17 protein-coding genes and 1 other RNA gene are annotated in these 19,753 nt (G+C 70.8%); 1 reads left to right on the forward strand and 17 read right to left on the reverse strand.

Annotated elements, in window-relative coordinates; genetic code table 11:
* Positions 1–124: 124 nt before the first annotated feature.
* Genes ftsA through mraZ form a run of 13 tightly spaced genes read right to left on the reverse strand, consistent with a single transcriptional unit; the run spans position 125 to position 14,522 of the window.
* Positions 125–1,360 carry a cell division protein FtsA gene (gene ftsA / locus OK345_RS02770; protein ID WP_265126382.1) on the reverse strand — a complete coding sequence of 412 codons (1,236 nt, stop codon included), beginning with the start codon at positions 1,358–1,360 and terminating at the stop codon, positions 125–127.
* Positions 1,357–2,088 carry a cell division protein FtsQ/DivIB gene (locus OK345_RS02775; RefSeq protein WP_265126383.1) on the reverse strand — a complete coding sequence of 244 codons (732 nt, stop codon included), beginning with the start codon at positions 2,086–2,088 and terminating at the stop codon, positions 1,357–1,359. Before OK345_RS02775 ends, ftsA begins: the two co-directional genes overlap by 4 nt.
* Entirely contained in the window at positions 2,085–3,155 is a 1,071-nt protein-coding gene (locus tag OK345_RS02780) for a D-alanine--D-alanine ligase (protein WP_265126384.1), read from the reverse strand. The genes OK345_RS02775 and OK345_RS02780 overlap by 4 nt, the downstream gene beginning before the upstream one ends.
* Positions 3,152–4,588 carry a UDP-N-acetylmuramate--L-alanine ligase gene (gene murC / locus OK345_RS02785; protein ID WP_265126385.1) on the reverse strand — a complete coding sequence of 479 codons (1,437 nt, stop codon included), beginning with the start codon at positions 4,586–4,588 and terminating at the stop codon, positions 3,152–3,154. The genes OK345_RS02780 and murC overlap by 4 nt, the downstream gene beginning before the upstream one ends.
* A 43-nt stretch (positions 4,589–4,631) precedes the next feature.
* A complete protein-coding gene (gene murG, locus OK345_RS02790) occupies positions 4,632–5,726 on the reverse strand; it encodes an undecaprenyldiphospho-muramoylpentapeptide beta-N-acetylglucosaminyltransferase (RefSeq protein ID WP_265126386.1) in 1,095 nt (364 codons plus the stop codon).
* The gene (gene ftsW, locus OK345_RS02795; RefSeq protein WP_265126387.1) at positions 5,723–7,036 is read right to left on the reverse strand and encodes a putative lipid II flippase FtsW; all 1,314 of its coding nucleotides are present in this window, start codon (positions 7,034–7,036) and stop codon (positions 5,723–5,725) included. Before ftsW ends, murG begins: the two co-directional genes overlap by 4 nt.
* Complete coding sequence (gene mraY, locus OK345_RS02800; protein WP_265126388.1) at positions 7,036–8,121, reverse strand: phospho-N-acetylmuramoyl-pentapeptide-transferase; 1,086 nt, start codon at positions 8,119–8,121, stop codon at positions 7,036–7,038. Before mraY ends, ftsW begins: the two co-directional genes overlap by 1 nt.
* On the reverse strand, positions 8,111–9,505 hold the full coding sequence (locus OK345_RS02805) for a UDP-N-acetylmuramoyl-tripeptide--D-alanyl-D-alanine ligase (protein ID WP_265126389.1): 1,395 nt from the start codon (positions 9,503–9,505) through the stop codon (positions 8,111–8,113). The genes mraY and OK345_RS02805 overlap by 11 nt, the downstream gene beginning before the upstream one ends.
* The gene (locus OK345_RS02810; protein WP_265126390.1) at positions 9,502–10,992 is read right to left on the reverse strand and encodes a UDP-N-acetylmuramoyl-L-alanyl-D-glutamate--2,6-diaminopimelate ligase; all 1,491 of its coding nucleotides are present in this window, start codon (positions 10,990–10,992) and stop codon (positions 9,502–9,504) included. Before OK345_RS02810 ends, OK345_RS02805 begins: the two co-directional genes overlap by 4 nt.
* Positions 10,989–12,836 (reverse strand): peptidoglycan D,D-transpeptidase FtsI family protein, encoded by a 1,848-nt coding sequence (locus tag OK345_RS02815; RefSeq protein ID WP_265126391.1) that lies wholly within the window; start codon positions 12,834–12,836, stop codon positions 10,989–10,991. Before OK345_RS02815 ends, OK345_RS02810 begins: the two co-directional genes overlap by 4 nt.
* The gene (ftsL, locus tag OK345_RS02820; RefSeq protein ID WP_265126392.1) at positions 12,833–13,096 is read right to left on the reverse strand and encodes a cell division protein FtsL; all 264 of its coding nucleotides are present in this window, start codon (positions 13,094–13,096) and stop codon (positions 12,833–12,835) included. Before ftsL ends, OK345_RS02815 begins: the two co-directional genes overlap by 4 nt.
* Positions 13,093–14,061 (reverse strand): 16S rRNA (cytosine(1402)-N(4))-methyltransferase RsmH, encoded by a 969-nt coding sequence (gene rsmH, locus OK345_RS02825; RefSeq protein ID WP_265126605.1) that lies wholly within the window; start codon positions 14,059–14,061, stop codon positions 13,093–13,095. Before rsmH ends, ftsL begins: the two co-directional genes overlap by 4 nt.
* Positions 14,062–14,075: 14 nt before the next feature.
* Positions 14,076–14,522, reverse strand: a complete 447-nt coding sequence (gene mraZ, locus OK345_RS02830; protein ID WP_265126393.1) for a division/cell wall cluster transcriptional repressor MraZ — start codon at positions 14,520–14,522, stop codon at positions 14,076–14,078.
* A 325-nt stretch (positions 14,523–14,847) separates the two neighbouring features.
* Between mraZ and OK345_RS02835 the strand changes: the two genes are divergently transcribed.
* Positions 14,848–15,603 carry an NRDE family protein gene (locus OK345_RS02835; RefSeq protein ID WP_265126394.1) on the forward strand — a complete coding sequence of 252 codons (756 nt, stop codon included), beginning with the start codon at positions 14,848–14,850 and terminating at the stop codon, positions 15,601–15,603.
* Positions 15,604–16,334: 731 nt separating this feature from the next.
* Here the strand turns inward: OK345_RS02835 and rnpB are convergent.
* From rnpB to OK345_RS02855, 4 genes are all read right to left on the reverse strand, one after another.
* An RNA gene (rnpB, locus tag OK345_RS02840) (RNase P RNA component class A) lies at positions 16,335–16,687 on the reverse strand.
* Between the two features lie 65 nt (positions 16,688–16,752).
* The gene (locus OK345_RS02845; RefSeq protein ID WP_265126395.1) at positions 16,753–17,541 is read right to left on the reverse strand and encodes a PDZ domain-containing protein; all 789 of its coding nucleotides are present in this window, start codon (positions 17,539–17,541) and stop codon (positions 16,753–16,755) included.
* A gap of 133 nt (positions 17,542–17,674) precedes the next feature.
* Positions 17,675–18,520 carry a PDZ domain-containing protein gene (locus OK345_RS02850; RefSeq protein ID WP_265126396.1) on the reverse strand — a complete coding sequence of 282 codons (846 nt, stop codon included), beginning with the start codon at positions 18,518–18,520 and terminating at the stop codon, positions 17,675–17,677.
* 224 nt (positions 18,521–18,744) lie between these two features.
* On the reverse strand, positions 18,745–19,608 hold the full coding sequence (locus OK345_RS02855) for an alpha/beta hydrolase (protein ID WP_265126397.1): 864 nt from the start codon (positions 19,606–19,608) through the stop codon (positions 18,745–18,747).
* Between the last annotated feature and the right edge of the window lie 145 nt (positions 19,609–19,753).

Raw genomic sequence — 19,753 nt, forward strand, 5'->3', positions numbered from 1 at the left:
CGAGTTGTTGTTGATGTGCCGGGTCCCGGGCTTGCGCCCGTTGCCGGCTGGTTGTTGCCTGCTTCGATTACCGCCTCTACCGCACTTCTTCTTCCCGCCCTGCCGTGCTTCTCCGGTGCCGCGCTCAGAACTCGCCGCGGAACCATGTCTTCAATTTCTTGAACAGGCTGCCGGCGCGCCCGATCGGCAGCGACGGCCGCCGCGGGTGCTCGATCTGGCTGCCCATCAGCAGCAGGCCGACGCCGGTGGCGTGCACCGGGTTGCCCACCACTTCGCCCAGCCCGGTGACGTGCTGCGGGATGCCCACGCGCACCGGCATCTGCAGCATTTCCTCGGCCAGCTCGACCACGCCTTCCATCTTCGAAGCGCCGCCGGTGAGCACCATGCCGGCGCGCACCAGTTCCTCGAAGCCGGAGCGGCGCAGTTCGGCCTGCACCATCTCGAAGATCTCCTCGTAGCGGCCCTGCACCGCCTGCGCCAGCGAGTGGCGCGGCATGCGCCGCGGCGGGCGGTCGCCGACCGACGGCACCTGGATGCTCTCCTCGGCGGTGGCCAGCTGCGCCAGCGCGCAGGCATAGCGCACCTTGATCTGCTCGGCTTCCGGGGTGGGCGTGCGCAGCATGTGCGCGATGTCGTTGGTGACGTGGTCGCCGGCGATCGGCAGCGAGGCGGTGTGGCAGATCGCGCCCTGCACGAACACCGCCAGGTCGGTGGTGCCGGCGCCCATGTCCACCAGCACCACGCCAAGCTCGCGCTCGTCGGCGGTCAGCACCGCCACGCTGGAGGCCAGCGAGGACAGCACCAGGTCGTCGACCTGCAGGCCGCAGCGCTGCACGCACTTGCTGATGTTGGCCGCGGCCGACTGCGCGCACACCACCAGGTGCGCGTGCACCTCCAGGCGCACGCCGGTCATGCCGACCGGGTTGCGGATGCCTTCCTGCGAATCGTCCAGCACGTATTCGCGCGGGATCGCGTGCAGGATCTTCTGGTCGGCCGGGATCGCCACCGCCTTGGCCGCGTCGAGCACGCGGTCCAGGTCACCCCAGGTCACCTCGCCGTCGCGGATCGGCACGATCCCCGGCGAGTTCTTGCACTGCACGTGGTTGCCGGAAATGGAGGCGTACACCGAGCGGATCTCGCAGCCGGCCATCAGCTCGGCCTCCTCGACCGCGCGCTGGATCGACTGCACGGTCGATTCGATGTCCACCACCACGCCGCGCTTGAGTCCGCGCGATTCGTGCGAGCCGATGCCGATGACTTCGATCGGATTGCCCGGCGAATACTCGCCGACCAGCGCCACCACCTTGGAGGTGCCGATATCCAGTCCGACGATCAGCGATTTGTCACCCTTGCGATTCATGTCCTGTCCTGCGTCTGCTTCGGCGCGGCCGGCGCCGGGGTCCCCCAGCTCAGCGTGAAGCCGTTGGTGTAGCGAAGATCGGCGCGCACGATCGGCGCCTGCTGGTTGGCCAGCTGCGGCAGCACCCGCACGAAGCGCGCCAGCCGCGAACGCGCGTCGTCGCGGCCGATCACGATCTCGGTGCCGTTGTCCAGCGACAGCGACCAGCTGCCGCGCGCGTCCATCGCCACCCGCTGCACGTCGACCCCGGCCGGCGCGAACAGCGCACGCGATTCGTTGTAGAGCGCGACCACTTCGCCGGTCTGTCCGTCGGGGCCGTCCAGCTGCGGCAGCGCCATGTCCTCCAGCCCCTGCGGGATGGCGAACAGCCGGCCCTGCTCGGACAACAGGCGGTCCTCGCCCCAGCGCGCGAACGGCTTGTGCTCGACCACGCTGACTTCCAGCACGTCGGGCCAGTGCTTGCGCACCTTGGCGCTGTCCACCCACGGCAGGCGCTCGATGGCGTCCTGCGCATCCTGCAGCTTGACCGCGAAGAAGCCGGCACTGGCATACGGCAGCACCGCCTGCTGCAGCTGTTCGGCCGGCACCCGCTGGAACTCGCCGTGCACCCGCAGCCGCGACAGCGGCCAGCGCTCGGCGCCGACCCAGCCATTGAGCACCGCCACCACCGGCAGCGCCACCAGGCCGATCGCCAGCAACCAGGCGAAGATGCGCAGCACCGCGTTCATCGCGTGTCCTCCGCATCCAGCGTCTGCTCCAGCACGCGCCAGACCAGTTCCTCGAAACCGATGCCCGCCTGGCGCGCGGCCTTGGGCACCAGCGAGTGGCTGGTCATGCCCGGGGCGGTGTTCACTTCCAGCAGGAAGAAACGGCCGCTGGCGCGATCGCGCATCACGTCCACCCGGCCCCAGCCGCCGCAGCCGGCGGCACGGAACGCAGCCAGCGCGAGGCGACCGATCTCGGCCTCGTCCCCGCCTTCCAGCCCGGGGCACAGGTACTGGGTGTCCTCGGCGATGTACTTGGCGTCGTAGTCGTACCACTGGCCCCTGGGCACGATGCGGATCGACGGCAGCGCGACGTCGCCGAGGATGGCCACGGTCAGTTCGTCGCCGACCACCATCTGCTCCATCAGCAGCTGGCCGTCATAGCGCACGGCCAGCGCCACCGCGTCGTCGAGCTGCGATTCCTCCAGCACCCGGCTGATGCCGACGCTGGAACCCTCGTTGGCCGGCTTGAGCACCACCGGCAGGCCCAGCTCGCGCGCGGCGGCATGCACATCGGCCGCTCCCGGCATCCTGCCTGCCGCGGCACTCGCGCATCCATGCGCATCGGCCGCTCCCGGCGTCCTGCCTGCCGCGGCACTCGCGCATCCATGCGCATCGCCCGCCGGCGCCAGGGCGACGAAGCGCGGCGTCGGCAGGCCCAGCGACAACCACACCTGCTTGGTACGGATCTTGTCCATGCTCAGCGCCGAGCCGAGCACCCTGGAGCCGGTGTACGGCACCCCGAAGGCCTCCATCAGCCCCTGCACGATGCCGTCCTCGCCACCGCCGTTGTGGCCGTGGAGGATGTTGAACACGCGGTCGAAACGCTGCGCCGCCAGGCCCTCGGCCAGCGCCGGGATGCCGTCGACCGCCACCGCCTCCACGCCACGCGCGCGCAGCGCCTCCAGCACGTTGCGGCCGGAGTCGAGCGACACCTCGCGTTCGCTGGAGGTCCCGCCCAGCAGCACGGCGACCCGGCCGAACGCGGCGGGGTCGGTGGTGCGCAGCGGCGGGAAGGCATGCTGGCTCATTCGGCCGCCGCCTCCTGGAAGCCCTGCTGCGCGATCTGCTGGGCGATGTGGCCGATGTCGCCGGCGCCCATCAGCAGCAGCAGGTCGCCGTCCTGCAGTACGTCCGGCAGTACCTGCGCCAGCTCCGCCGCCTGCCCGACCACCACCGGCTCGCTGCGGCCGCGGGCGCGGATGGCGCGCGCCAGCGAACGCGAATCGGCGCCCGGGATCGGCGCTTCGCCGGCCGGATAGACCTCGCTGAGCACCAGCGCATCCACTTCCGACAGCACCGCGGCGAACGCGTCGAACTGGTCGCGGGTACGGCTGTAGCGGTGCGGCTGGAACGCCACCACCAGGCGCTGCGCCGGCCAGCCGCCGCGGGCGGCGGCGAACACCGCGGCCAGTTCGCGCGGGTGGTGGCCGTAGTCGTCGATCAGCCGCACCTTGGCGCCGCTACCGGTGGTGACGATGCCCAGGTCGTTGAAGCGGCGGCCGATGCCGGCGAAGCCTTCCAGCGCGCGGGCGATGGCGTCCGGCGCCACCCCCAGCTGCCAGCCCACCGCGGCGGCGGCCAGCGCGTTGAGCACGTTGTGCCGGCCCGGCAGCGCCAGCGTCACCGGCGTGCTGCTGCCTTCCGGCAGGCGCAGGGTGAAGCGCATGCGCGGGCCGTCCTGCACCACGTCCTCGGCGCGCACGTCGGCGTTGCCGCTCATGCCGTAGCTCATCACGTGGCGCGGCGTCTGCGCGGCCAGCGCGGCCACCTCCGGGTCGTCGATGCACAGCACCGCCAGCCCGTAGAACGGCAGGCGCTGCAGGAACTCGGCGAACGCGGCCTGCACCCGGGCGAAATCGTTGCCGTAGTTCTCCAGGTGGTCGGCGTCGATGTTGGTGATGACCGAGACCAGCGGGTTCAGCCGCAGGAAGCTGCCGTCGCTCTCGTCGGCTTCGGCCACCAGCCACTGGCCGCCGCCGAGCTTGGCATTGGCGCCGGCGGCGAGCAGCTGGCCGCCGATCACGAAGGTGGGGTCCAGCCCGCCTTCGCTGAGCACCGCGGCGGTCAGCGAGGTGGTGGTGGTCTTGCCGTGGGTGCCGGCCACCGCGATGCCGCGGCGGAAGCGCATCAGCTCGGCCAGCATCGCCGCGCGCGGCATGATCGGGATGCGCTGGCTGCGCGCTTCCATCAGCTCCGGGTTGTCCTCGCGGATCGCGCTGGACACCACCACGCAATCGGTGCCGAGCACGTTGGCGGCCGAGTGGCCGCGCATGATGCGCGCGCCCAGCCCCGCCAGACGGCGGGTGGCGGCGTTGTCGGCGTTGTCCGAGCCGGACACTTCGTAACCCAGCGTCAGCATCACCTCGGCGATGCCGCTCATGCCGGTGCCGCCGATGCCGACGAAGTGCACGCGCGGGAACGCCCGCACCAGGTCGCCGGTGTCGTTCAGGCGGCGGATCATGCGCGGCCTCGCAGGTGGCGGGCGCGGTTGCGCGGGGCGCTCTTCATACGGCTTCCTCGAGAATGATGTCGGCGATGCGCTCGGCGGCATCGACCTTGGCCAGCGCGCGCGCGGCTTGCGCCATCGCCATGCGCCGGGCGGAATCGTCGTGCAGGCTGCGCAGCACGCCCTGCAGGTTGGCGGCCAGCGCGTCGTCCTGTTTCAGCAGCACGGCGGCGCCGCGCTCGACCAGGTATTCGGCGTTGCGGGTCTGGTGGTCGTCGACCGCGGCAGCGAACGGCACCAGCACGCTGCCGACGCCGACCGCGCACAGTTCGGCCAGGGTCGATGCGCCGGAACGGCACACCACCAGGTCGGCCCAGGCGTAGGCCTGCGCCATGTCGGCGATGAAGGCGTCGACATCGGCTTCCACGCCGGCCTGCCGATACGCCTGCAGCGCCTCCGCATGCAGCTTCTCGCCGCTCTGGTGGCGCACCTCGATCCGCACGTCGGCTCCCAGCGCGGCGATCGCCTGCGGTAACGCCTCGTTCAACGCCCGCGCGCCCTGGCTGCCGCCCAGCACCAGCAGGCGCAGCGCGCCGCTGCGGCCGGGCAGCCGCTCCTGCGGCGGCGCGATGGCGGCGATCTCCTCGCGCACCGGGTTGCCCACGGCTTCCTCGCCGCTGGCGAAGCTGCCCGGGAAACCGGTCAGCAGGCGCCGCGCGAAGCGCGACAGGATGCGATTGGTCAGGCCCGGCGCGCGGTTCTGCTCGTGCACCAGCAACGGCAGCCCATGCAGCCGTGCGGCGATGCCGCCGGGGCCGGAGGCGAAACCGCCGAAGGCGATCACCGCGCGCGGATGACGGTCGCGCAGCAGGAAGCCGGCGGCGCGGATCGCGCGCAGGACCCGCAACGGCGCGCCGAGCAGGGCCAGCTTGCCCTTGCCGCGCAGGCCGCTGATTTCCAGGGTATCGAGCGGGATGTCGTGCTGCGGCACCAGCCGGGTTTCCATCGCCCCGGCCGCGCCCAGCCAGGTGACCGGCACGCCGCGCGCGCGCAGCACCCGGGCCACGGCCAGCGCCGGGAAGATGTGGCCACCGGTGCCGCCGGCCAGGATCATCACCGGGCGCGGGGCGGAAGAGGCAGCGGAGCCGCTCATGCCATCCTCCCGAACGTCGGTTCGATCCGCGGCTGCATGCGGCTGGTGCCACGGGCGGCACCGCCCCGCATCGCCGCGGCCAGGGTGCTGGCGGTGGCGGCCGCCACCGGCTCGGTTTCCTCGGCCGGGGCGGACACCGGGGCCGCGGCCACGGTGTCGACCCGTACCGAGTGACGACGCACCGCACGGTCGTATTCGTAGGACACGCGCAGCAGCAGGCCAACCGCCACGCAGGTCATCATCACGCTGGAGCCGCCGGAGGAGATCAGCGGCAGGGTCAGGCCCTTGGTCGGCAGGATGCCCAGGTTCACGCCGATCGAGACGAACGCCTGCATCGCGATCCACAGCGCCACGCCGAAGGCGATGTAGCCGGAGAAGTGGCGCTTCATCTCCACGCAGCGCATGCCCAGCCACAGCGCGCGGCCGACCAGCAGCGCATACAGCGCGATGACCAGGCACACGCCGACGAAACCCAGTTCCTCGGCGATCACCGAGAAGATGAAGTCGGTGTGCGCTTCGGGCAGGTAGTTCAGCTTCTGCACCGAGGCGCCCAGGCCGACGCCGGTCCATTCGCCGCGGCCGATCGCCATCAGCGCGTTGCTCAGCTGGTAGCCCGAGCCGAGCTGGTCGGCCCACGGGTCCCAGAACGAGGTGATGCGGCGCAGGCGGTACGGCTCCAGGATCGCCACCGCGGCCAGGATCGGCAGGCCGATGACCACCGGCGCCGACATCCGCGGCAGGTTCACCCCGCCCAGCACCAGCATGCCGGCGGTGATCGCCACCAGCAGCGCCGAGGAGCCGAAGTCCGGCTGCAGCAGCAGCAGCACGACCAGCATCGCGACCACGCCGATCGGCTTGAGCATGGCCGGCCAGGTGGCGTTGACCTCGTCGCGGAAGCGCACCAGGTAGCTGGACAGCCAGACGATGTAGAGCACCTTCACCGCCTCGACCGTCTGGAACCGGGAGATGCCCAGGTTGATCCAGCGCCGGGCGCCGTTGACGCTGCTGCCGATACCGGGGATGAACACCACGAACAGCAGCACGAAGCATCCCAGCAACAGCAGCTGGTTGTACTGCTCGACGGTCTTGAGCTCGGTGCGCATCGCCCAGAACGCCAGCACCACCCCCATCGCCAGGAACATCAGGTGGCGGGTCAGGTAGTGGAACGGGTTGCTGGTCATCGCGATCGAACTGGACGCCACCATCACCACCCCGAACGCGGCCAGCGCCACGGCGGCGCCCAGCAGCCACTTGTCGTAGTGGCCGCCGATCGCTTCGAGCCGGGTTGCCTGGCGCGACAGTTCGTTCATCAGCGCACCTTCAGCGTCGCCAGGCCGATCAGCACCAGCACCACCGAGATGATCCAGAAGCGCACGATCACGCGCGGCTCCGGCCAGCCCTTCAGTTCGAAGTGGTGGTGGATCGGCGCCATCCGGAACACGCGCTTGCCGGTGAGCTTGAAGCTGGCCACCTGGATCATCACCGACAGGGTCTCGACCACGAACACGCCGCCCATCACCACCAGCACCAGTTCCTGGCGGGTGATCACGGCGATGGTGCCCAGCACCGCGCCCAGCGCCAGCGCGCCGATGTCGCCCATGAACACCATCGCCGGGTAGGTGTTGAACCACAGGAAGCCCAGGCCGGCGCCGGCGATCGCCGCGCAGATGATGACCAGCTCGCCGGCGCCCGGAATCTGCGGGATCTGCAGGTAGCTGGAGAACACCGCGTTGCCCGAGGCATAGGCGAACACGCCCAGCGCGCAGGCCACCAGCACGGTGGGCATGATCGCCAGTCCGTCCAGCCCGTCGGTCAGATTGACCGCGTTGGAGAAGCCGACGATCCAGAAGTAGGCGATGGCGACGAAGCTGATGCCCGCCAGCGGCAGCGCCACCGCCTTGAACATCGGGATGTAGAAGGTCAGCGCCGCCGGCACGTCGGCGGTGTAGAACAGGAACAGGCCGGCGGCCAGGCCGAAGATCGACTGCAGCAGGTATTTCCAGCGCGACTTCAGGCCGTTGGGATCGCGCCTGACGATCTTGATCCAGTCGTCGTACCAGCCGATCGCGCCGAAGCACAGCATCACCGCCAGCACCAGCCAGACGTAGCGGTTGCGCAGGTCCGCCCACATCAGCACCGACAGGGTGACGGTGAGCAGGATCAGCGAGCCGCCCATGGTCGGCGTGCCGGCCTTGGAGAAGTGGGTCTGCGGGCCGTCCTTGCGGATCGGCTGGCCGCCCTTGAACTGCGCCAGCCGGCGGATCACCGCCGGGCCCAGCCACAGCGACAGGAACAGCGCGGTCAGCGCCGCCAGGATGCCGCGGAAAGTCAGGTAGCCGAACAGCCCGAACAGGCTCTCCAGCTGCTGCAGCCAACGCGCGAGTTCAAGCAACATGCGGGGGTTCCTCTCCGCGCGCCAGCAGCGCGGTCACGATCTTGTCCATGGCGCTGCCGCGCGAGCCCTTGACCAGGCAACGCACGCCAGCATGAAGTTCGGTGGCCAGCGCCTGCGCCAGCGCGGCGTGGCTGTCGAAATGGCGGCCGCCTTCGCCGAACGCGGCCGCCGCCGCGGCGCTGAGCGGGCCGAGCGCGTAGAGGCGCTTGAGCCCGGCGCTGCGTGCGCGTTGGCCGGCCTGGGCATGCAGCGCCTCGGCCTCGCTCCCCAGCTCGCGCATGTCGCCCAGCACCAGCCAGCCTTCTTCCGGCGCCGTGGCCAGGGCATCGATGGCCGCCGCCAGCGAACCGGGATTGGCGTTGTAGCTGTCGTCCACCAGCACCGCGCCGCCCGGCAGCACGTGCGCGATCTGGCGCCCGGGCACCGGCTCGGCCGTGGCCAGGCCCGCGGCGATCTGCTCCACGTCGATGCCGGCGGCCAGCGCCAGCGAAGCGGCGGCCAGCGCGTTGAGCACGTTGTGCCGGCCCGGCAGATGCAGCGCCACCTCGGCCTCGCCCTGCGGCGTGACCAGTACGAACCGCGAGCCGGCCGCGTCGGCCTTCAGCCCGCGTGCGGTGACCTCGGCACTGTGGTCCAGGCCATAGCGCAGCATCCGGCACTGCGCCGGGGTGCCGACGCAGTGCTGCTCGAACCACGGGCCGAAGGCGTCGTCGGCATTGATCACCGCCACGCCGTCGGCCGGCAGCGCCGCGTAGATCGCGCCCTTGGTTTCGGCCACGCCCAGCAGGCTGCCCATGCGCTCCAGGTGCGCCGGGGCGATGTTGTTGACCAGCGCGTACTGCGGCCGCGCGATGTCGGTGAGGTAGGCGATGTCGCCCGGCTTGCCGGCGCCCATCTCGTAGATGGCGAAATCGGCGTCGTCGGGCGCATCGATCACCGCCAGCGGCAGGCCGATCTCGTTGTTGCGGTTGCCGGGGTTGGCGTGGACCAGCCAGCCGTGCGCCTGCGCGGCGTGCTGCAGGATCGCCAGCAACAGCGACTTGACGCTGGTCTTGCCGTTGCTGCCGGTGAGCGCGAACACGCGGGCATTGCGGTCGCGCTGCATCCCGGTGGCGATGCGCGCCAGCGCCAGTTCGGCATCGGCCACCAGCACCTGCGGCAGTTCGGCGTCGAGCAGGCGCTCGACCAGCAGCGCGCTGGCGCCGCGCATCACCGCGTCGGCGGCGAAATCGTGGCCATCGAAGCGTTCGCCGCGCAGCGCCACGTACAGGCTGCCAGGCGCCAGCGTGCGGGTGTCGTTGCTGATGGCGTCGATGGCGACGTCGTCGCCACGCAGCTCGCCGCCGGCCCAGTGCGCGATCAGGGAAAGAGGCATCCGCTTCATGCCGCGCCCTCCCTGCTTTGGGCGTGGCCGGCCAGCGCCTGGGCGGCGACCTCGGTGTCGTCGAACGGGTGCTTGATGCCTGCGATCTCCTGGTACGGCTCGTGGCCCTTGCCGGCCACCAGCACGATGTCGTCCGGGCCGGCGCCGGCGATGGCGCGGGCGATGGCGCGGGCGCGGTCACGCTCGATCACGACCTCCGCCGGCGCCTCGAAACCGGCAACGATGTCGGCGACGATGGCGTCGCCGTCCTCGCCGCGCGGGTTGTCGTCGGTGACGATCACCACGTCGGCGTTGTCCTGGGCGATCCGCGCCATCTGCGGGCGCTTGCCGCGGTCGCGCTCGCCGCCGCAGCCGAACACGCACACCAGCTGCGCCGCGGCATGCGCGCGCAGGCTGTCCAGCGCCTGCTCCAGCGCGTCCGGGGTATGCGCGTAGTCGATCACCACCGTCGGCCGGCCGTGGTCGCCGCCGAGGCGGTTCATGCGGCCACGGATCGGCTGCAGCCGCGACAGCAGCCCGGCGACCTCCGCTGGCGACCGCTCCAGCGCCAGCAGGACGCCGGCCACGGCCAGCAGGTTGTCGACGTTGAAGCGTCCCAGCAGCGGCGAACGCACCGCGTGGCGCTGGCCGTCGACCGCCAGTTCGAAGGCGATGCCGCGGCCGTCCAGGCGCAGCGCCTCGGCGCGCACGCCGGCCTGCGCCTGGCCACGGGAACTGACGCCGATCGCGCGCACGCCGTCGCCGATGGTCGCGATCAGCTCGCGCCCGAACGCATCATCGACGTTGACCACCGCCGCCTTCAGCCCGGGGCGATGGAACAGCTTCGCCTTGGCCGCGCCATAGCTGGCCATGTCGCCGTGGTAGTCGAGATGGTCGCGGGTGAGGTTGGTGAACACCGCCACGTCGTAGTGCACGGCATCCACCCGGCCCTGGTCGAGCGCGTGCGAGCTGACTTCCATCGCCACCGCCTGCGCACCCTGGTCGCGCAACTGCGCCAGCACTTCGTGCATCTGCAGCACCAGCGGCGTGGTGAAGCCGGTCGGCACCGCCTCGCCGTAGAGGCCCACGCCCAGCGTGCCGATGCTGCCGCTGCGGATGCCGAGCAGGTGCCAGGCCTGGGCCAGCAGCTGCACGGTCGAGGTCTTGCCGTTGGTGCCGGTGACGCCGGCCATCGTCATCGCCTGCGAGGGATGGCCATGGAACTGGTCGGCCATCGCGCCCATGCGCGCGCGCAGGCCGGGCACGGCGATGGCATCGGCCGGCGCCGGCAGGTCGGCCGGGGCCGGCGGCTCGAACAGGATCGCCGCCGCGCCCCTGGCGCGGGCCTGCTCGACGAAGCCCAGCCCGTGCGCGCCGAAGCCGGCGATGGCGACGAAGGCATCGCCCGGGCGCACCGCGCGGCTGTCCAGCACCAGCCCGGAAATGACCGGGTCGTGCGGCAGCGCGAGGTCCGGCAGCAGCTGCGACAGCGGCATGGCGCGGCTCACTGGCGCACCTCCTGCGAGGCGTGCGGCGCGATGGCATTGACCGAGGGCAGCGCGGCGTCGAGTTCGGCCGCCGCATCGGGAATGCCCTGCGGATCCGGCGCGGTCGGCAGGATGTTGGCGGCGTGGCCGATCTTGCCGGAGGCCTGCGCCGCCAGCCACGACTGGATGTCGTCCGGCGGCACGTCCATCAGCCGCAGCGCGCCTTCCATCACGTTGTGGAACACCGGCGCCGACACCAGGCCGCCGTAGTATTTGCCGCCCTGCGGATCGTTGATGACGATGACGGTGGCGAAACGCGGATTGCTGGCCGGCACCAGGCCGGCGAACAGCGCGTTGTAGCGGCCGCGCTCGTAGCCGCCCGCGCCGGCCTTGCGCGCGGTGCCGGTCTTGCCGGCGACGTGGTAGCCGAGGATGCCGGCCTGCTTGGCGCCGCCCTGGGTGACCACGGTTTCCATCATCCGCACCACTTCCGCGGCCACGTTCTCGTCCAGCACCTGGCGCGACTCGTTGCGCTGGCCCTTGACGAAGGTCGGCGGGATCAGCTTGCCGCCGTTGCCCAGCGCCGCGTAGGCCTGTGCGATCTGCAGCGGCGTCGCCGACAGGCCGTAGCCGTAGGACATGGTGGCCTTCTGCAGGCCGTTCCAGCGCGCCGGCGGCGCCAGCATGCCGGCCGATTCGCCGGGGAAGCCGCTCTGCGGCGCCCTGCCGTACCCGAAGGCGTTGAGCGAGTCGTAGAACGTCTGGTTCGGCAGCCGGTCCACGATCTTGGCCGCCCCGATGTTGGAACTGCGGGTGATCACCCCGCCGACGGTCAACACGCCGTTGTTGCGCGGCACGTCGTTGATGGTGAAGCGCCCCAGCGACATGTAACCCGGATTGGTGTCGATGATCGTGCCCGGCGTGACCACGCCGGCCTGCAGCGCGGTGGCCACGGTCAGCGGCTTCATCGTCGAGCCGGGCTCGACCATGTCGGTCACCGCGCGGTTGCGGCGCGCATCCGGGCGGGTGCCGTCCACCGCGTTGGGGTTGTAGGTCGGCAGGTTGACCATGGCCAGGATCTCGCCGGTGGCCACGTCCATCACCACGATCGAGCCGCCGGCGGCCTTGTTCTCGACCAGCGCGTTGCGCAGCTCCCGGTAGGCCAGGAACTGGATGCGGCGGTCGATGCTCAGGGTCAGGTCCTTGCCCGGCTCGGCGGCGCGCACCAGGTCGATGCTCTCGACGATGGCGCCCTTGCGGTCGCGGATCACCCGCTTGGCGCCGGGCTTGCCGCGCAGCCAGTCGTCGAACGCCAGTTCCAGCCCTTCCTGGCCGCGGTCGTCGATGTTGGTGAAGCCCAGCACGTGCGCCATCGCCTCGCCCTGCGGGTAGAAGCGGCGGAACTCGCGCTGCGAGAACACCCCGGGAATCTTCAGCGCGACGATCTTCTCGGCCTCGTCCGGATTGATCCGGCGGCGCACGTACATGAACTCCTTGTCGGCCTTCTGCGACAGGCGCGAGCTCAGCTCGTCGGCCGGCACCGCCAGAGCGCTCGCCAGCTCCGGGATGCGCTCGGGACTGCGCAGCAGCTCCTGCGGGTTCACCCAGATCGAGGCCACCGGCGTGGACACCGCCACCGGCTCGCCGTTGCGGTCGGTGATCATGCCGCGCGAGGTGGCGATCGGCACTTCGCGCAGATAGCGGGCCTCGCCCTGGCGCTGGTAGAAATCGCTGTTGACCAGCTGCACGTAGGCCGCGCGGCCGACCAGCGTCACCGAGCACAGGCCCAGCCCCAGCCCCACCCAGAGCAGGCGGTGGCGCAGGTTGAACTGGCTGCGCGGGCGGTTGCGGCCGGACTTGCTCATGGCCGCACCACCACGATGTCGGCCGCTTCCGGGAACTTCATGCCCAGCCGGCCGCGGGCCACCTGGTCGACGCGGGTGGCCTGGGCCAGGGTCGCCTGCTCCAGCTGCAGGCGGCCGAATTCGATGTTCAGCTCGTCGCGCGCGTGCTCCAGCCGCGACAGTTCGACGAACAGCTGGCGGTGGCGATGGCGCATGAACACCACCCCGATCGCCGAGGCGATGGTGCAGGCCAGCAGCACGATCAGCAGCAGCCGGCTCATGCGGCCACCTCGCGCTTGCGCGCCACGCGCAGCACCGCGCTGCGCGAACGCGGATTGACCGCCAGCTCGTCGTCCTCGGCCTTGATCGCGCCGCCGACCAGGTCCAGCGTCGGCACGAACGCCTGCTGCTCGGGCAGCCGGCGGTTGCTCGGCGGCGCCTTGGCGTGGCGGTTCATGAACTGCTTGACGATGCGGTCTTCCAGCGAGTGGAAGCTGATCACCGCCAGCCGGCCGCCGGGCTTGAGCCGCGCCATCGCCGCGTCCAGCCCGGCCTCGAGGTCGGACAGCTCGCGGTTGATGTGGATGCGGATGGCCTGGAAGCTGCGCGTGGCCGGGTGGATCTTGTCCTTGCCGCGCGGCATCACCGAGGCGATCAGCTCGGCCAGCTGCGCGGTGCGGGTCAGCGGCTGGCGCGCGCGCGCAGCGACGATGGCGCGGGCGATGCGGCGGCTCTGCCGCTCCTCGCCGTAGGTCCACAGCACGTCGGCGATCTCGCGCTCCTCGGCGCGGGCCAGCCACTGCGCCGCGCTTTCGCCCGACTCCGGGTCCATGCGCATGTCCAGCGGACCGTCCTTGCCGAAGCTGAAACCCCGCTCGGCCACGTCCAGCTGCGGCGAGGACACGCCCAGGTCGAACAGCACCCCGTCCAGGCCGTTGGCAGTGGCGTCCCAGTGCAGCAGGTCGGCGAACGAGCCGCGGAAGATCGACACGCGCGGATCCGGCGCGAAATCGCGCTGCGCGACCGCAATCGCTTCGGGATCCTTGTCCATCACCAGCAATCGACCTTCCGGCCCCAGTTGTTCCAGCACGCCGCGCGCATGGCCGCCACGCCCGAACGTGCCATCCAGATAGATTCCGTTTTCGATCACCTGCAGGCCTTCAAGGACCTGCGCGTACAGCACGGGCAGATGCGCTGCCGTGGGCTGCGACGCCGGAAGGTGACCGGCCTGCGCTTGACCGCGCACCCGGGCACCCCGGCTCACAACTTCAGATCGAGCAACCCATCGCCCAGATCCTCGTCAGACAACGTCTGCTGGATCAGTGCGCGATGTGCCTGCTCGCTCCATAGTTCGAACTTGTCGCCCATGCCCATCAGCACCGCCTTCTTCTCGATGCCCACGGCACCGCGGTGGCTGGCGGGAAGGCTGATGCGGCCGTTGCCGTCCAGTTCCAGGTGTGCGGCCGAGCCGACCAGCTTCTGCTGCAGCGTCCGCACCACCCGCTGGGTGTTGGGTTTGGCCATGACGTCGTCCCGCACCCGCTCCCACTCCTGCTCGGCGTACAGCCACAGGCAACCGGCCTCGAACGGGTTGTAGGTCAGCACCAGGCGATTGCCACTGGCGCGCGCGACGAGGTCGCGATACGCGGTGGGAACCGCCATTCGCCCCTTGTCGTCCACCGTGATGGCCGTCTCGCCTTGAAACACGACGCCTGCACCTTTTCCATTCCGCCTGGGCGGTCATTGAACCACGAAAAACCACAAAAAACCCGGTTTTCCCTCTGATGCCCACCTTAGCAGTGCCCGAAAGGTTGTCAACAACTTTGCGAGCCCGAAATCGCCATGCACATCAATGGCTTGCGCCAATGTTTAGAGACTTGTTCAAGGCTTATCCACAAGTTGCTGTTTCGTCTCAAATTTTGAGATTGAACAGAAGTTCAGCCCCGTGCAGGCTGCGTGAAACCTGCGCGCGCATTCATGCGCCCCGCCGGCGCCCGTGGCCGCCGACTGCGCAACCCGGCACAATCGCTGCATGTGCCTGGTCGCCCTTGCCTGGAACAACCACCCACGCTGGCGGCTGCTGATGGCCGGCAACCGCGACGAGTTCCACGCCCGCCCCACCGCCCCGCTGCAACGCTGGCCGGCACCGGCCGCGCAGGCCATCGCCGGCCGCGACCTGCGCTCGGGCGGCACCTGGATCGGCACCGGCGGCACCGGCCGCGCCGCGGTGGTGACCAACGTCCGCGACCCGCTGGCCAGCGCCTCGGGGCCTTCGCGCGGCGCGCTGGTGGCCGACTACCTGGCCGGCCATGTCGATGCGGAGTCCTACGCACGGGTACTGGCCGACCGCGCGGCGGAATACCCGCCGTTCAACCTGCTGCTGGCCGATGCCGACAGCTGCCAGTACCTGGGCAACCACCCCGGCCACCGGCAGCCACTGGCGCCGGGCATCCATGGCATGTCCAACGGCCCGCTGGACGCGCCCTGGCCCAAGACCCGGCGGCTGATGGATGCCCTTTCCGCCTGGCTGCAGGGCGGCGACGACTCGCTGCAGCCGCTGTGGCGGGCACTGGCCGACGAGACCCGGGCCAGCGACGAGCAACTGCCCGACACCGGCGTCGGCCTGGAACTGGAGCGGCGGCTGTCGCCGGCATTCATCCGCGGCCACGACTACGGCACCCGCGCCAGCACGATCCTCGCCTTCGGCCATGACGGCCGCGGCTTCATCTGCGAACGCCGCTTCGGCCCCGACGGCGTGTTCCTGGGCGAGACCCGGCTGGAAACGTGAGGGGCCGGGATCCGGAAGAAAGCAGGCCGGGCCGGCTTGCCTCTCCGGGGAATTGGGTCCCGACAGGCCTTGCGGCCTGCCGCACGGAACCGCTGCAGGAGCGACGTGAGTCGCGACGGGCTCCATCGGGAAAGCCCCGGTCGCGACTCACGTCGCTCCTGCGACCGCACCGGGGCGTCGGGCGTACGCCCGATCCTCACTGATGCGGCTGGAGGCTCGGCTGGAAATCGAGGAAAACCGGACCTGCCCGGATTACGTCTACGGGAACGTTGATCCCGAAAAACTTTGCGGCCTACCGTGCGGAACCCCTGTAGGAGCGACGTGAGTCGCGACGGGCTCCATCGGGAAGGCCCCGGTCGCGACTCACGTCGCTCCTGCGACAGCACCGGGGCGTCGGGCGTACGCCCGATCCTCACTGATGCGGCTGGAGGCGAGGTTGGGGGTCTCGGAAAGCCGGACCTGGCCGGATTACTTCTGTCGGGGACGTTGATCCCGGCAAGCTTTGCCGCCTACCGCGCGGAAACCCTGCAGGAGCGACGTGAGTCGCGACGGGCTCCATCGGGAAAACCCCGGCCGCGACTCACGTCGCTCCTGCGACCGCACCGGGGCGTCGGGCGTACGGGCGATCCTTCGGGTGCAGCAACCGCCCTGGGCCGGGGAGGGCCGATACGCCCGGGGCGCGGGTTTCGTGCCGCGACAGCGATGCGGAACCGCCCGGCGGGCAGATAAAGCGGCGGAGCCGGCCGATAAGCCGGGTTCTGTCGTGGACAGTCATTCTTCTAGGCGCCGCGTCACCGCGACGCTCGAGCAACCTACCCGGACCCGACGCGGGCCACGTCATGAGGTCCCTATTTGGTCTTGCTCCAGGTGGGGTTTGCCGTGCCGGTCCGTTGCCGGACTCGCGGTGCGCTCTTACCGCACCATTTCACCCTTACCACGCGCCCCGAAAGGCCGTTCGGCGGTATCTTTCTGTTGCACTTTCCGTCGGCTCGCGCCGCCCAGGCGTTACCTGGCACCTTGCCCTGTGGAGCCCGGACTTTCCTCGGCGTTCCCGAAGGAACGACGCGACTGCCTGGCCGACTCCGCCAGCGCGCATTGTCGCACGTAGCAGCGTCGACCGGGGTTTCCCGACGCGAAAGCCCGGTGCGCTCACAACCAGGCGGCCGCATCCACCGCGAGTCCGGACGAAGCCACCGGCACCACCGCCAGCTGCCGGCGCAGCGGCGGCGCAGCGGCGCGGGGATCGGCCGCAGGCGCCTGCGCCTGCGCCTCCACCTCCACCCCGACCTGGAGCACCTGGCCCGACCGGCACTGCACCAGCGCGCGCCGCACGCCGTCCTCCCACGCCACCGCGCGGCCGTCGATGGCCACGATGCGCATCCCGGCCGTCATCCCCGCGCGGGCGGCGGGGCCGCCGGGCAGCACCTCGACCACCCGGTTGCCTGCCAGGACGATGCCCAGCACGAAGGGAAGCCGGCGTCCGGCCGGGCCGGCCCGTTCCCATTCGCGCATCCAGGCGAAATCGGGAAAGGTCTGCCGCGGCCACTCCAGCGAGGCCTCGAAACCGTCGAAATACCCGGCCAGCCAGTGGCAGCGCGCCGGGTCGGCTTCCGTTCCCGCCGGCAGCGGGACATTTCGCAGCGCGGCTTCCAGCCCCCGCCATTGCGACCGGTTCAGGCTGCCGTCTTCACGGTCCGCCAAAGCCTGGAAACTGTGCTCCATCTCCGTCGCGGCGGGATGATCGGCCAGCACCGCCAGGCACAGCCGCCGCTGCCACAGCAGATTGGCCGCCAGGCCATACAGCCAGCCGGACCAGCGCGCCTGCAGCCAATGTTCGACGTCGATGCCTTCGGCCTCGCGGTAGCCGAACAGTTCGATGCCCGGATAGCCGGCCGCGGCAATCGGGTCGTCGGATTCGTCGGGCAACGGTCGCGTCATCGTGGGCTCCGATTCCATCTCGAAGGTAAAGCCTCTCGTCCGTAGCCCGGTGCAATCGGACCGGCATCCGCCTGCAGCTCCCGGGTCCGCGCTCTGGCGCCCGCATGGCGGGCATTGCGGACGACCTGCGGCGTCAGAGCGTTCCCAGATCGACCAGCCCGACCTCGCGGGTCGACTCCGCCAGCGCGCCGCTATCCGGGTCCCATCGCTGCATCCGTACCTGCACGGTATCGGCCGGCGCCACGTGCAACGCATGGAGAATGCCCATCTCGCTCCATACCGGCACGCCGTCGATGGCGGTGATGAGGTCCCTCTCCCGCAGGCCGGCACGCGCGGCAGGCAAGCCCTCGATCACCCGGGCGATGTACCTGCCATGCAGGCCGACGCCCAACCCGCGCCGGTCGGTGCCCGGTTCGCCGTCGCGTTCCCACAGCCGCATCACCTCGAATTCCTCGGCCATCATGGAGACCATCGATTCGAGCTGGCGCGCCTGCTCCTGGAGCGCGACCAGGCAGCTGTCCAGGTCCGCCGGCGGCGTGGGCAGGAACGCCAACACCTCATAGGCCCGCGGCTGCTCGTCCAGCAACCGTTCCCACCCCTGCCACTGCGCAGGCGAGCACACCGAGGCATGTTCGGAATGGAAGTCCTGCAGCAATGCGGCGATGCGCGTGCGGCGCTCGTCCGGCAATTCTTCCGGCGTGGCCTGTTCCAGCCGCTGCAGGCACAACCGGTGCAGGCTCACCACCGAGAAGGCGCTCCGCGCGCCAGCTTCGCGCACCGCGCTGTCGAGCAGCCGCTCGGCCAGCGCCTTCCTTTCGTTCTCGCCGGTGCTGGCATCCAGGTGGCGTTCCAGCTCGGCGGTTGCCCCGGGAGCGCGCGGCTCGCAGGCCTCGGCCATGGTCGCCGAAACATCCAGCGCCCACGACGGCCCCGCCGCCAACAGCAGCCCCCAACCGACGATCCATGGTCCGATGCGCATTGCCCGCCTCCTGCGTCCGCGAAGCGGCCACTCTAGCCACCCGTCTGGCGCCTGCCAAATCGACCGCCGCCTCGTGCGCCGGCGTTCCGCACGATGGGTCGCCGCCGGTCTGCCGCAGGTCGGTCGGCTCGGGACCGCGACCACTCGGCCGGCACCGGCGGCGGCACCAGATCCACGGCAACGGGCAGTGCCGCAGGTCGCGTCGGCCTCGCCGCCGCAGTCCGTCAGTCCCCGGCGAACCCCAACCCGCGCAGGAAGGCGACAACCGCCGCATTGCCCTGGGCCCGGATGTCCGCATCGAGCGCGCTGTAGTCCGGTTCCTCCTGCTGTGCGAGGTTGCGCGTGAACAGATGGCCGACCCCGGGATACAGATGCAGCTCGCAGGTCGTGCCCACGCGCCGCAGGCTGTCGCAGAAGTCCCGCGCGCCGGCCGCCGGTGTCACGCTGTCCTCCTCGCCCTGGAGCAGGATGGTCGGCGGCATGCCATGGCGGACGTAGCGGTCGGGCGACAACGCAGCCGCCTGCGCCGCCCCGCCGGCCAACCTGCGGAACCAGCCGTCGCCGGCCACGGCGACCGCGGCCGACGACAGCACCAGCGCATCGGGCCGGGCGGGCACGGCATCGGCCGAAGGTTCGTCGAAGACGGCCGTGGCCGCGGCCAGATGCCCACCTGCGGAGATTCCACCCGCCGCGACCCGGCCCGGGTCGACGCCGAGCCGCGTCGCTTCGCGCCGCACCCAGCGGATCGCGGCGCGGGCGTCGGCCACCGCATCGAACGGGGTGACATCGTCCCGGTTGGACAGCCGGTACTCGACCGACACCGCGACCATGCCCGCCTCGGCCAGCAGGCGTGCGGTCCCGTGGATCCAGCTCGCCTCGCCGACGGTCCAGCCGCCGCCGTGGAACAGCACGATCGCCGCGCGCGGCGCCTTGGCCGGCTGCGGTGGCGCGAACACGTGCACCGCCATCGGCTGGCCGTCGCCGCCCTCGATCCGCTCGATGGCGGGCGCCGCCGACTCCTGCGCCGAGGCGGACAGGACCGCGAACCCGAACAGCATCGCCATGATCCACTGCATGTCCCTGCGCATGTCCGAAGCTCCGCAGCCGATGTCGGCGCATTGCAGCATGCCGGGCGCATGCCGTGCATGTGCCTCAAGCCGAACAGCGACGGACGGTCCGGACGTTCCCCGGGGGACCGCGATGAAAACAGGCGCGCCGACGCGCTGCAGGCTT

The organism is Xanthomonas chitinilytica (genome assembly GCF_026107455.2).
Lineage (GTDB): Bacteria > Pseudomonadota > Gammaproteobacteria > Xanthomonadales > Xanthomonadaceae > Stenotrophomonas > Stenotrophomonas chitinilytica.

Excerpts from the sequence above, each read along its gene's own strand:
- OK345_RS02855 (WP_265126397.1), bottom strand. The coding sequence starts at position 19,608 with ATGCGCAGGGACATGCAGTGGATCATGGCGATGCTGTTCGGGTTCGCG.
- ftsL (WP_265126392.1), bottom strand. The coding sequence starts at position 13,096 with ATGAGCCGGCTGCTGCTGATCGTGCTGCTGGCCTGCACCATCGCCTCG.
- OK345_RS02835 (WP_265126394.1), top strand. The coding sequence starts at position 14,848 with ATGTGCCTGGTCGCCCTTGCCTGGAACAACCACCCACGCTGGCGGCTG.
- ftsA (WP_265126382.1), bottom strand. The coding sequence starts at position 1,360 with ATGAATCGCAAGGGTGACAAATCGCTGATCGTCGGACTGGATATCGGC.
- murC (WP_265126385.1), bottom strand. The coding sequence starts at position 4,588 with ATGATCCGCCGCCTGAACGACACCGGCGACCTGGTGCGGGCGTTCCCG.
- OK345_RS02775 (WP_265126383.1), bottom strand. The coding sequence starts at position 2,088 with ATGAACGCGGTGCTGCGCATCTTCGCCTGGTTGCTGGCGATCGGCCTG.
- OK345_RS02845 (WP_265126395.1), bottom strand. The coding sequence starts at position 17,541 with ATGACGCGACCGTTGCCCGACGAATCCGACGACCCGATTGCCGCGGCC.
- OK345_RS02815 (WP_265126391.1), bottom strand. The coding sequence starts at position 12,836 with ATGAGCAAGTCCGGCCGCAACCGCCCGCGCAGCCAGTTCAACCTGCGC.
- murG (WP_265126386.1), bottom strand. The coding sequence starts at position 5,726 with ATGAGCGGCTCCGCTGCCTCTTCCGCCCCGCGCCCGGTGATGATCCTG.
- OK345_RS02850 (WP_265126396.1), bottom strand. The coding sequence starts at position 18,520 with ATGCGCATCGGACCATGGATCGTCGGTTGGGGGCTGCTGTTGGCGGCG.
- ftsW (WP_265126387.1), bottom strand. The coding sequence starts at position 7,036 with ATGAACGAACTGTCGCGCCAGGCAACCCGGCTCGAAGCGATCGGCGGC.
- OK345_RS02805 (WP_265126389.1), bottom strand. The coding sequence starts at position 9,505 with ATGAAGCGGATGCCTCTTTCCCTGATCGCGCACTGGGCCGGCGGCGAG.
- mraY (WP_265126388.1), bottom strand. The coding sequence starts at position 8,121 with ATGTTGCTTGAACTCGCGCGTTGGCTGCAGCAGCTGGAGAGCCTGTTC.
- OK345_RS02780 (WP_265126384.1), bottom strand. The coding sequence starts at position 3,155 with ATGAGCCAGCATGCCTTCCCGCCGCTGCGCACCACCGACCCCGCCGCG.